The following is a 12,484-nucleotide window of genomic DNA, read 5'->3' as shown; positions in this document are numbered from 1 at the left end:
CGGGGAGGGTGGCCCGGCAAAGCCGGGTCGGGTGGGGGTGAGTGGCGCGAGCGCTGTTGTACTTGATCGGAAAACGCCACTCTCCCCCTTCCGTCGCAGCTACGCAGCGACACCTTCCCCGAAGTCGGGGAAGGATCGCCCGTACCCAATTCTGGAAACGCATGATGCGAGTACGCACCAGTTGAAGCCAGGAAAAGCGCCCTACCCCCCGATCTCCTCCTTGCGCCTGATGATATAGGCGTCCACCGCCTCGCCCACGGCGGGATCGAGCGGCGGCGGGACATAGGCGTCGCGCGTCTTCTTCCACACCGCCAGCGCACGGTCGGTCGCGGTGCGTTCGCCGGCATCGCGCCAGTTCTCGAAATTGGACCAGTCGGAGAGCACCGGGCGGTAGAAGGCGTTCTCGTAGCGGGCAAGCGTGTGGGGGGAGCCGAAGAAATGGCCGCCCGGCGCCACGCCCCTGATCGCATCGAGGGCGATCTCGTCGTCGCCGAATTCGACAGGCTTGAGGATCTCGGCCCAGCCGCGCAGCAATTCGGCATCGATCACGATCTTTTCCAGGCTGGCCGACAGGCCGCCTTCGAGCCAGCCGGCCGCATGGTTGATGAGGTGGCTGTGGCTCATGATCGCCGCCCAGAGCGAAAAGCTGGTCTCCCAGGTCGCCTGGGCATCCGGGGCCGGGCTGGCATTGACGGCGCTGGTGCGCACCGGCACGCCGAGGCGCCGGCCGAGCTGGGCGGTCGCCAGGGCCGCATTGACATATTCCGGCGTGCCGAAGGCCGGCGAGCCCGTCTTCATGTCGACATTGGAGGTGAAGCCGCCCATCACGCAGGGCGCGCCGGGCCTCAGCATCTGGCAGAGCGCGATGATCGACAGGGCCTCGGCCGTCTGCTGCACCAGGGCACCGGCGAGCGTCACCGGCGCCATCGCGCCCATCAAAGTGAAGGGGGTGATCACCACGCATTGGCCGTGCTCGGCCATGATCATGATGCTGTCGAGGATGTCCTCGTCGACCACGCGGGGCGAATTGACGTTGGTCACCGTCATCAGGGTCGGGCGTTCGGCCAGGGCCTCGATGCTGCAGCCATGCTCGATCGCCGAAAGCGCCAGCGCGTCGCGGGCCTGCACGCCGCCGACGCCGCGCGCCGCCCAGACGAGATCCGAGAGTTCGATATGGGCGCGGTACATTTCCAGATGCCGCACGGGGACGGCAATATCGACCGGCTCCACCACCACGCCGCCCTGCCAATGCAGCAGGCCGAGGCCGTTGGTGATCTTCAGAATGTCGCGAAAAGCCTCGAGATCGCCATAGCGCCGGCCCCGCTCGAGGTCGCGGATGTTGGGCGCGCCGTTGACCGGGCCGAAATTGACGACATTGCCGCCGACATGCAGGTCCCGCACGGGATTGCGCGCATGCAGCACGAAACTGCTGGGCGCCTTGGCCAGCATGGCCTCGATGATGTCGCGGCCGAGGCGCACCATCTGCGTCGCCTCGTCGACCAGGGCGCCATGGGTGGCATAAGCCTGGCGCGCCCGCGGGCTGAGGATCTTCATGCCGTCGGTTTCGAGCAGCGTATAGGCGGCGTCGAGGATGCGCTCGACCTGCTCGGGCGAGAGGATGTCGACCGGCGCGAAGCGATTGGTCAGCCGGGGCAGCTGCGCCGTCGACGCTCCAGTGTTGCGGGCGCCGCGCTCGCGGCGGCCGGCACGGCCGTGCTCAGACCCAGTGTTTTCCCGGCTCATCCGCGCAACCTCCCGCCATTGGGATCGTGCAGGGGTGCCGCCCGCAGGATGGCGGGACGGTCCTCACCAAAAATGTCGATGGCAAAAGCGGCACCGTCCTCGTGATACTCGCTCTTGACGTAGCCGATGGCCAGGCTCTTGCCGACATAATGGCCATAGCCGCCCGAAGTGACGTGGCCGACGATCTTGCCGTCCTTCAGGATCGGCTCATAGCCGATCACTTCCGTATCCGTGTCGACCTCCAGGACGGCGAGGCGGCGCTTGGGCCCGCATTCGCGTTCGGCCAGCGCAGCGTCACGGCCGGTGAAACCCTCCTTCTTGAAGTCGATGAAGAGGTCGAGCCCGGTTTCGGCCGGCGTATAGTCGGGCCGGAAATCCTTGTTGAAGGAGCCATAGCCCTTTTCGAGGCGCAAGGAAGAGAGCGCCCTGCCCCCGAACAGTTTGAGTCCGAGGTCGGCGCCCGCCTCGAAGATCTCGTCATAGAGCGTGGCCTGGAAATCGGGCGTGGTCCACACCTCATAGCCGAGCTCGCCGGTGAAGCCGGCGCGCGAGAAGATCACCGGAGACATGCCGACGGCCGTCTCCTTGACGGCGAAGAGCTTGAAGGCGTCGGGCGAGAGATCTTCGCGCACCAGGCGCTGCATCAGCGTGCGGGCATTGGGCCCGGCGATGGAAAAGCCCGTCAGGGTCGAGGCGGCCGAGCGCACATGCACGTTCTCGGGCGGCTTTTGCTGCCAGAACCAGCGCATGTGATAGGCCTCGGCGAAGCCCGAGCCGATCAGGAGATAGCGATCCAAGGCAAGGCAGGCGATGGAGAGGTCGCCGACGATGCGCCCCTGCGGGTTGAGCATCGGCGCGATCGCCATGCGACCCGGGCGCGGCAGCTTGCAGGCCAGGAGCTTGTCGAGCCAGGCGCGCGCGCCGGCACCGGTGATCTCGTATTTGCCGTAGTTGGAGGTCTCGTAGATGCCGACGGCCTCGCGCACCGCCAGGCACTCGGCCTTGACATGGGGGAAGGCATTGGAGCGCCGGTAGGTCGGGTTCTCGGCAGGTTCGACGCCCGGAGGCGCGAACCAGAGCGCATGCTCCAGGCCGAAATTGGCGCCGAACACGGCGCCGGCTTGTCTCAGACGGCCATAGACAGGCGTGCGGCGCAGCGGGCGCGCATCCGGCAGCTCTTCGTTGGGGAAGGCCAGCCGGAAGCGGCGGCGATAATTCTCGATCACCTTGGCCTTGGTATAGCGGGGGGTGGCGAACACGCCGAAACGGGCGACGTCCATGGCCATGATGTCGGCGCCCGGATCGCCCTCGGCCATCCAGCGCGACAGGGTCAGGCCGATGCCGCCGCCCTGGCTGAAGCCCGCCATCACGGCGCAGGCAACCCAGAAATTCGGCAGGCCCTTGACCGGGCCGACCAGCGGATTGCCGTCGGGGGCAAAGGTGAAGGGGCCGTTGATCGACTTCTTGATGCCGGCGCGCCCGACGGCCGGGAAATGCTCGAAACCGACTTCGAGCTCAGGGGCAATGCGATCGAAATTGTCGGGCAGCAGCTGGGTGGCGAAATCGTCCGGGGTCTTGTCGACCGACCAGGGCGTGCAGTTGTGCTCATAGGTGCCGAGCAGCGCGCCCTTGCCCTCCTGGCGCACATAGATCTCGCCGGAAAAGTCGGTGGTGTTGATGATCTCCTTGTCCAGCCCGTCCAACTCGGGGATGGCCTCGGTGACGATGTAATGATGCTCCATCGCTAGCACCGGCAGCTCGATGCCGACCATGCGCCCGATCTCGCGGGCCCACAGGCCGCCGGCGTTGACGACATGCTCGGCATGGATGGAGCCTTTGTCGGTGGCAACGTCCCAGGAACCGTCGGGACGCTGGCTGAGGCCGGTGACCCGGGTGAAGCGGTGGATCTCGGCCCCGAGCTTGCGGGCCGCGGCGGCATAGGCATGGGTGGTGCCCCAGGGATCGACATGGCCGCCATCCGAGCGCCAGAGCGCGCCGGTGAAATATTTCTCCTCGATCAGCACATTGCGGCGCTTGGCCTCGGCCACCGGGATGATCTCGGTTTCCATGTTGAGATAACGGGCCCGGCTGGCGACCAGGCGCAGATAGTCCATCTCGCCCTCATTGGCGGCGAGCATCAGGCCGCCATTGGCGTGGATGCCGCAGGACTGGCCCGTCAACGCCTCCAGCTCGCGATAGAGGTCGATGGTGTATTTCTGCAGCTTGGAGACGTTGGCATCGCCGTTGAAGGTGTGCATGCCACCGGCGGCATGCCAAGTCGAGCCCGAGGTCAGTTCGTTCTTCTCGATGAGGGCGACGTCCGTCCAGCCGATCTTGGCCAGGTGATAGAGGATGGAACATCCCACCACGCCACCGCCGATCACCACGGCTCGCACTTCGCTCTTCATTCTCGGGACCCTTTCAAAGCAGGAGTCCCTGATACACGACATCAGCCCGCTTCGCGACGATGGCGGGGAAAACGTCCTGATGACAAAACAAACATGATGAGAGTCAACTTATCTGCCTTTCCAGGCGAAAAGTTTGAATCCTAAACAATTGATGGAAATAGAAACGTATTGATCTTGGGATCGCAGGCTTCGGGCCTCCATCTTGGAAACGCTACATCTGGAGCAGGCAAAGATGCAGATTGGAAGCCCATATGCGCTAACTTTGCGGATAAAGGAGCGACAATCCCTCCCCCGGTTTCGGGGAGGTCGCGCACACAGTTTGTGTGCGCTGGGCCGAGCAAGGCGAGGTCGGGTGGGGTAGAGTGGCGGGGTAGCTGCCATTTTAACGCAGTCCGATGCCACTCTACCCCATCCGTCGCTGCTGCGTAGCGACACCTTCCCCGAAACCGGGGAAGGATTCCCGCGCCTCCGCTCGCAAAGTTTGCGCCTACCGGCAGGGGCCTGCGCAGTCCCAGGCTTCACCCCGTCGCGAAGCGGGCTTCGAGCAGATCGAGCTCGCGCACCAATCTGCGGGCCACCTCGTCAGACAACCGCCTCGTGCGCGCAAACTGAAAGATCTGGTCGCGCTCGGCCCTGAGGCCTGCCAGGCGCAGCTGGCGCTCGATCTCGTCGATGCGGCGCGTCAGTTCGGCTTCCTCGCCGGTCTGCAGCCGCCCGTCGATGCGCTGGCGATAGAGGTCCATGATGCGCACGCTCGCATCGGCATAGAGGTCGGCATCGCTGCGCCCCAGTCCCAATTCGTGCTGGGTGCGCTCGATCGCCTTGATGGCGGCTTCGGCCGCGGCGATACGGGCATCGTCCTCCTCCTCCTGGTGCGAGGGTTCGGGTGGCAGCTCCAGGCCTTTGAGCAGGCGAGGAAGCCCCACGCTTGCCGCCACCAGGGACATCACGATCACCCCGGCCGCCAGGAAGATGGCGAGATCGCGCGCCGGGAAGGGCGTGCCGTCGGTCAGGGCCAAAGGCAGCGTCAGCACGCCGGCCAAAGTGATGGCGCCGCGCACGCCGGCGAGCGAGGCGGCGGCGATCAGCCGCCAGCTCGGCAGCATGATCGCCTTGCCCTTGCGGGCGGCGCGGAACAGGGTGAAGCGCAGCGAGGTCCACACCCACAGGAAGCGCAGGATCGCCAGCGCCAGCGTGATGGCGAGGACATAGACGATCATCCAGATCGCGCCATGGCTCTTGGCCGCCGCTGCCACGATCTGCGGAATCTGCTCGCCGAGCAGCACGAAGATGATGCCGTTGGCCGCGAACTGCACCATGTCCCACACGGCGCCGCCGCGCATGCGGGCGGCGACCAGCGATTGGCCCAGGCGCTCGACATAGCTCATGGTCATGCCGGCGGCGACGGCGGCCAGGATGCCGGAGCAATGCAGTTCTTCGGCCAGGAGATAGGCCGCGAAGGGGATCAGCAGGCTGACCAGCACCTGGGAACCCGCCTCGTCGCCGAAGCGGCGGGCGACCCAGCGATTGGCGAGGGAGGCGCCCCAGGTAACGGCGATGCCGATGGCGATGCCGCCGATCGCCACCCAGAGGAAGGTGCCGAGGGCGCTGGTGAAGGAGAAGGTGCCGGTCAGCGCCGCGGCGACGGCAAAACGCATGCAGACCAGGCCCGAGGCGTCGTTCAGCAGCGACTCGCCTTCCAATACGTGCATCAGCCGCTTGGGGATGGGCACCCTGGCCGCGATGGCGGACACTGCGATCGGATCGGTCGGCGACAACACGGCCGCGAGCGCGAAGGCGACCGCCAACGGCATGGATGGGATGATCCAGTGAATGAAGAAGCCGACGCCGACCACGGTGAACACCACCAGGCCGAAGGCCAGCTCGAGGATCGTGCCCTTGTCGCGGAACAGGCCGTCCTTGGGGATGCGCCAGCCATCCAGGAAGAGGAGCGGCGGCAGGAACAGCAGGAAGAAGACCTGCGGGTCGAGCTCCACCCTGAAACTGGCGAAGGACGCGATGAGCGCGCCGAAGCCGATCTGGACCAAAGGCAGCGGCAGGACGATCGGCAGCATCCTCGCGAGCGCGCCGCTGAGAACGACCGCCAGCAACAACAATAGAATGACCGAGATCGTCTCCATGCCCGCCTTATCCACTCGTGACGCGGCCAAGCTAGGAAGCGGCTGTTAAGATATTGTTGACCAGTCGGAGTTTTCACCAAGCAGCAAACGAAGGAGCCGGCTGGGCAGCCCGGCCTTGCGATCGCGCCTCTCCTAAGGAATTCGGCTCTGTCGAAACCTCATCGTCGGAATAGCGTCCAGCAATAGTGCGAGGCGCTCAATGGATTGGGCATAGACGCAATTGTCCATTGCGCGACATGTTGGCTTAATTCTAGGTTGAACCAGACGGCGGACCTACAAAACATCTGGGCTGCCTTGCCGGTAAAGCGGCGTCGGGGGAAACGACATGTCTTCTTACAAATCCATTGAGGCAAATCCGAAATATCAGGAACTGGTGCGGCGGCGAAGAACGCTGAGCCTGACGCTTTCGGCGATCATGATGGTCATCTATTTCGGCTTCATCCTGGTCGTTGCCTATCTGCCCGGCGTGCTCGGGCAGCATCTGGGCACCGGCGTCACCACCATCGGCATTCCGATCGGCATCCTCGTCATCGTCGCCGCCTTCATCCTCACCGGCATCTATGTCCGCAAGGCCAACGCCGAATTCGACACGCTGACCCAGGAAATCGTCAAGGAGGCACGCGGATGAAGCGCAGCACCCTCATCCTCGCGGCCTTCCTGCCGGCCCTCACGGCCACCCAGGCCCTCGCCGACGCCGTCACCGGACCGGTCCAGCAGCAGGCGACCAACTGGCACGCCATCGTCATGTTCGGCCTGTTCGTCCTTCTCACGCTGGGGATCACGGCCTGGGCCGCCAACCGCACCAAGTCGGCCTCGCAATTCTACACGGCCGGCGGCGGCATCACCGGCTTCCAGAACGGCCTTGCCATCGCCGGTGACTTCATGTCGGCGGCCTCCTTCCTCGGTATTTCCGGCCTGGTCTACATGAAGGGTTATGACGGCCTGATCTATTCGATCGGCTGGCTGGTCGGCTGGCCGATCGTCACCTTCCTGATCGCCGAGCCGCTGCGCAATCTCGGCAAGTTCACCTTCGCGGACGTCGCCTCCTTCCGCTTCAAGCAGGCACCGATCCGCGTGCTCGCCGCCTTCGGAACGCTGGTGACGGTGGCCTTCTACCTGATCGCGCAGATGGTCGGCGCCGGCAAGCTGATCCAGCTGCTGTTCGGGCTGCAATATAGCTACGCCGTCGTCATCGTCGGCGTGCTGATGATGCTCTACGTCACCTTCGGCGGCATGGTCGCCACCACCTGGGTGCAGTTGATCAAGGCCTGCCTGCTACTAGGCGGCGCCACCTTCATGGCCCTGATGGTGCTGCTCACCTTCAACTTCAGCCCCGAAGCCCTGTTCGCCAAGGCGGTGGAGGTTCATCCCAAGGGGGCGGCGATCATGCAGCCGGGCACGCTCGCCAATCCGCTCTCGGCCATCTCGCTCGGCCTCGCCTTGATGTTCGGCACGGCCGGCCTGCCCCATATCCTGATGCGCTTCTTCACCGTTGCCGACGCCAAGGAAGCCCGCAAATCGGTGTTCTACGCTACCGGCTTCATCGGCTATTTCTACATCCTCACCTTCATCATCGGCTTCGGCGCCATCACTTTGGTGTCGACCAACCCGGCCTTCCTGACCGATCCGGCCAAGGGACTGGAGGCGATCCGGGGCGGCATCAACATGCCCGCCATCCATCTCGCCTCGGCGGTGGGCGGCGACATCTTCCTCGGCTTCATCGCCGCCGTCGCCTTCGCCACCATCCTGGCCGTGGTGTCGGGCCTGACGCTGGCCGGCGCCTCCGCCATCAGCCACGACCTCTATGCCACGGTGATCAAGGGCGGCAAGGCCAAGGAACAGGACGAAATCCGCGTCTCCAAGATCACCACCGTCGTGCTCGGCGTCATCGCCATGGGGCTCGGCATCACCTTCGAGAACGTCAACGTCGCCTTCATGGTGGGCCTGGCCTTCGCCATCGCGGCTTCCTGCAACTTCCCGGTGCTGCTGATGTCGATGATGTGGCGCGGCATGACCACGCGCGGCGCGGTGATGGGCGGCTATCTCGGCCTGATCTCCGCTCTGCTCGGCGTCATCTTCTCGCCTGGCGTGTGGGAAGCCGTGCTCGGCCATGCCAAGGGCTCGGCGCCGTTCCCCTATGAAAACCCGGCACTGTTCTCGATGACCCTGGCCTTCGCCGGCATCTGGCTGTTCTCCAAGCTCGACAACAGCCAGCGCGCCGCCGAGGACCGGGCCGGCTTCGACGATCAATATGTGCGCTCGCAGACCGGCATCGGCGCCACGGCGGCGAGCAAGCATTGAGGCTCGCAGTATCGTTCGCAAATGAGCGTTCCGCCTTCTCCGGCGGAGCGCTTTTCCTGGGACCGCCAGCATCCTTGCTGGCCCTCACTTCCTGCACACGCAGCGTGTCAAAGAGCCAGCAAGGATGCTGGCGGTCCCAAGATCAGTCCAGCCTCAAGCCATATTCGGCTGCGCTCTCCACCAGCACCTCAGCGAAGGCCTGGGCCAGGGTCGAGGGGGCGAAGAGATCATAGGCCGGCTCGTCGGAGACCTGGTGCAGCAGGACCGGGATCTGCGCCATTACCGTCCGCGCGACACGGCCCGGCCCGAACACACACGCATGCAGGTCGATCCGGCATAGTTTCATCAGCGCCATGCGCGCCTGAGGCCCCGACAGGCGCAGCACGCCGAAGGCAGAGGAAAGATCCACCACCGAGGCGCTCTCGCCGAGAGCATGTTTGAGGCTGACGGCAAGACTGCCCGGACGTCCGTGTTTGTCCAGCACCAGCCAGTCGCCAGGCCCGAGCGAGAGCAGCTTCAGCGCCCCCGAGACCGCCGACCGGCCGGGCTCCGGGAGATCGAGCCCGAACTCCGCCTGGAGGGCACGGCGCAGGCCTGCCTCCCCGTCCCGCCGCAGCTTGATCTGCGCGATGTCGGGGCTGCGTTCGCCCAGCTGCACTTCGGCGACGCGATCGGAAGGCCGGTCGGGGATCAGGGCGTGATGGCCCGGTACCGAACGCGGCAGGACCAGCGGCTCGACGGCCCCGACCGGTGAGGCATCCTTCACCCTCAGATTGTCCGGATCGACGAAATGCGGGGAGACGATGATAACGTCGCAGGCCTGCCCGCGCACGGGATCGGCGGCATGCAGCCGCTGGCCGATCCGCTCCCTGCCGCCGCGCAGCAGAGCGAGGCCGATGAAGCCCTCCCCCTGCGTGCTCGGACAGGCGGCGGTGACGAAACCGAGGCTCTCCTTTGCTTCGGCCGAGGCGGTGAGATGGGCACCGGCCCGCAGCTTCTGGCCGGCATCCACGACTTTCACCCCGACCAAAGCGAGGCGCCCGGGGTCGGCAAGGCCAAGGCGGCCCGCCAGGACGCGGCCGACATAATCGCCCTTCTTCTTGAGCATGCGGCCGAGGCCGAGATCGGCGGCCGTGGTCTGGCCGTTGAGCTCGCTGCCGGCGACATGCCCCTTCTCGATCCGCAGAAGATTGAGGGCATCGAGCCCATAGGGCTTGATGCCGAAGGGCTTGCCGGCCGCAAGGATTGCTTCCCACACCGGCTCGGCATGACCCGATGGCACGCTGACCTCATAGGCGAGTTCGCCCGAAAAGGAGATGCGGAACAGCCGGCCGGAAACCCCGGCGATCACGGTCTCGGCAACGGCCATGAAGGGGAAAGCCGCATCGTCGAGGTCGTGGCCGGTGATGCGGGCGAGCACCGCCCTTGCCTTCGGCCCAGCGACAGCGAAGGTCGCCCATTGATCGGCGACATTGGTGATCTGGACGTCGAGATCCGGCCACACCGCCTGGTGATGGAATTCGAGATGCTCAAGCACCGGCCCGGCATTGGCCGTGGTGGTGGTGACGAAATAATGATCCTCGACCAGCCTGGAGGTGGTTCCGTCGTCGAGGACGATGCCATCCTCGCGCAGCATCAGGCCGTAGCGGGCCCGTCCCACCGGCAGGGACGAGAAGCCATTGGCATAGATGCGGTCTAGAAAGACGCCGGCATCGCGGCCCTGGACATCGATCTTGCCGAGCGAGGAGGCATCCGTGACGCCGACGGCCGCGCGCACCGCCTTCGCTTCGGCCAGCACAGGCGCCCAGCTGGTATCGCGCGAGGGGGAATAGACCAGGGGCCGCAGCCAGAGGCCCAGCTTGACGAAGACGGCGCCGTGCCGCGAATGCCAGTCATGCAGAGCGAGCCGGCGCTTGGGCCGGAAATGCTCGCCCGTCTCGGCACCGGCAAGGGCGCCGAAGGAGACCGGCGAGGCATAGGGGCGGAAGGTCGGCAGGCCCGTTTCGGCAATGCTCTCGCCTTTCTCGCCGGCGAGGATGGCGCTGCCGACGAGGCCGCCGGTCTTGCCCTGGTCTGTCGCCATGCCGAGCGTGGTATAGCGCTTGGCGTGTTCCACATGGGCATAGCCCTCGCGCACCGCGAGCCGCAAATCGTCGGCGGTGACGTCATGCTGCAAGTCGACGAAAACCTTGCCGACGAAGGCCTTGCTCGAGCCGCGCGAAACCTTGGCCTCCCAGAAGGGCTGCGGCGGCGTACCCTCCCCCTTCACCCCGGCGGCATCGCCGACGAGCTCGATCCGCTCATTGCCCCTGGCGCGGAAGGCCACGGCCTTTTCGTCCCACTCGAAGGGCAGGCGGGCCTGGCCGGCGAGCTGCAGCCGGGGATCGTGCCCGCCGGAGACGCAGAGCAGGTCGGCCAGCAGCATTTGCGGCCGCAGCCTCGCCGCGATCGGCGTGATGGTCAGGACATGCAGCGGCGCGCCCTCGGTGGCCGAGACCTGCGAGCCGAACCAGACGGGGATGCCGGATCGCTCCGCCTCGCGGCCGGCGGCCGAATCCGGCCTCACGTCGATGATGCCGGCGATCTCGACGCCGGCATCGGCAAGCTGCTTGGCCGAAGCATAGGCGCGATCATTGTTGACGAAGAAGGCCGCCCTTCGCCCCGGTGCCACCCCGAAGCGCGCGACATAAGTCGCCGCAGCCGAAGCCAGCATCACACCCGGCCGGTCATTGCCGGGGAAGGCGATCAGGCGTTCCTGCGCACCGGTGGCGAGCACGATCCGGCCCGGGCGGATGATCCACTGGCGCTGGCGCACTTCGTGCGGCCTCGGCACGGCCCGGTGATCGGCCACCCGTTCGACGGCGCCGACCACCAGCCCGTCATAGAGGCCATAGGCGCCGGTGCGGTTGAGCAGCGTCACCTCGGGAAGCGCCGCAAGTTCGGCGAGCTTGTCTGTCAGGCCATCGCGCGTCGCCGGATCGAGCAGCGCCGAGCCGCCGAAGGCGAAGTCCTGTTCCAGCACGATCACGCGTTTGCCGGCCCGCCCCGCCGCCAGGGCGCTGTCGAGCCCCGATGGCCCGGAGCCGACGACCAGCAGGTCGCAATGGGCATGCATGGTGTCGTAGCTGTCGGGATCGGGCTCGCGAGCCGCCCGCCCCAACCCCGCCGCCCGGCGGATCAGCGGCTCATAGACCTTCTCCCACCAGGCCGCCGGCCACATGAAGGTCTTGTAGTAGAAGCCCGCCGGCAGAAAGGGCGACAGCCAGCCATTCACCGCGCCGAGATCGAAGCCGAGCGAGGGCCAGCGGTTCTGGCTCACCGCCTCCAGCCCCTCGAAGAGCTCGATGGTGGTGGCGGGGATATTGGCTTCGCGCCGGGCGCCGGCGCGCAGTTCCACCAGGGCCGAGGGCTCCTCCGGGCCGGCCGTGAAGATGCCGCGCGGCCGGTGATATTTGAACGAGCGCCCGACGATGCGCACGCCATTGGCCAGGAGGGCAGAGGCGAGCGTATCGCCGCGATAGCCGTGCAGGATCTTGCCGTCGAAACGGAAGGACAGCGGCTTGCCGTGGTCGACCTGTCCGCCCTCGGCGAGGCGATGGGGACCGCTCATGCCGGACGCTCCGGCAGGGCGATTTCGTCATGTCGGGCAACCACGGCCTGGATTTCGTGGCTGACGGTATCGCGCAGCACCTTCAGCACCTGCCGGCAGCCATGCACATGCTGCCACCATTCCAGATGCCAGCCCGCCGGATTGGCCCGCTCATAGACATAATCGTAATAGGCCTCGATATCGGCCTCCTCGCCCGGCCGGCGCACCGAGGCATCGCCGCGATAGCGGAACTCGACCTCGTCGCGCAGGCCGCAATGGGGACAGGCAATTCTCAGCATGAT

Annotated in this window: 7 protein-coding genes; 2 read left to right on the top strand and 5 right to left on the bottom strand. The window is 66.0% G+C overall.

Features of this window, described 5'->3' with window-relative positions:
* Positions 1-201: 201 nt before the first annotated feature.
* From U1R88_RS27995 to U1R88_RS27985, 3 genes are all read right to left on the bottom strand, one after another.
* Positions 202-1,743 (bottom strand): trimethylamine methyltransferase family protein, encoded by a 1,542-nt coding sequence (locus U1R88_RS27995; protein ID WP_322434220.1) that lies wholly within the window; start codon positions 1,741-1,743, stop codon positions 202-204.
* The gene (locus U1R88_RS27990) at positions 1,740-4,151 is read right to left on the bottom strand and encodes a GcvT family protein (protein ID WP_322434219.1); all 2,412 of its coding nucleotides are present in this window, start codon (positions 4,149-4,151) and stop codon (positions 1,740-1,742) included. Before U1R88_RS27990 ends, U1R88_RS27995 begins: the two co-directional genes overlap by 4 nt.
* A gap of 518 nt (positions 4,152-4,669) precedes the next feature.
* Positions 4,670-6,292: a Na+/H+ antiporter gene (locus tag U1R88_RS27985; protein ID WP_322434218.1), complete on the bottom strand. Its 1,623-nt coding sequence runs from the start codon at positions 6,290-6,292 to the stop codon at positions 4,670-4,672.
* A gap of 325 nt (positions 6,293-6,617) precedes the next feature.
* On the opposite strand from U1R88_RS27985, the gene U1R88_RS27980 reads away from it, so the two are divergent.
* Both U1R88_RS27980 and U1R88_RS27975 read left to right on the top strand, forming a co-directional pair.
* Complete coding sequence (locus U1R88_RS27980) at positions 6,618-6,920, top strand: DUF485 domain-containing protein (RefSeq protein ID WP_068293404.1); 303 nt, start codon at positions 6,618-6,620, stop codon at positions 6,918-6,920.
* Positions 6,917-8,593: a cation acetate symporter gene (locus U1R88_RS27975; protein WP_322434217.1), complete on the top strand. Its 1,677-nt coding sequence runs from the start codon at positions 6,917-6,919 to the stop codon at positions 8,591-8,593. Before U1R88_RS27980 ends, U1R88_RS27975 begins: the two co-directional genes overlap by 4 nt.
* Before the next feature lie 142 nt (positions 8,594-8,735).
* Here U1R88_RS27975 and U1R88_RS27970 read toward each other — a convergent pair whose 3' ends face one another.
* Positions 8,736-12,203, bottom strand: coding sequence for a 2Fe-2S iron-sulfur cluster-binding protein (locus tag U1R88_RS27970; protein WP_322434216.1), 3,468 nt, complete (start codon positions 12,201-12,203; stop codon positions 8,736-8,738).
* Complete coding sequence (locus U1R88_RS27965) at positions 12,200-12,481, bottom strand: sarcosine oxidase subunit delta (protein WP_322434215.1); 282 nt, start codon at positions 12,479-12,481, stop codon at positions 12,200-12,202. Before U1R88_RS27965 ends, U1R88_RS27970 begins: the two co-directional genes overlap by 4 nt.
* Between the last annotated feature and the right edge of the window lie 3 nt (positions 12,482-12,484).

It is taken from the genome of Labrys sedimenti (assembly GCF_034424805.1).
Taxonomy (GTDB): Bacteria; Pseudomonadota; Alphaproteobacteria; order Rhizobiales; family Labraceae; genus Labrys; species Labrys sedimenti.
The sequence above is the reverse complement of the archived record's forward strand: the minus strand, read 5'-3'. Positions and strand labels throughout refer to the sequence as shown.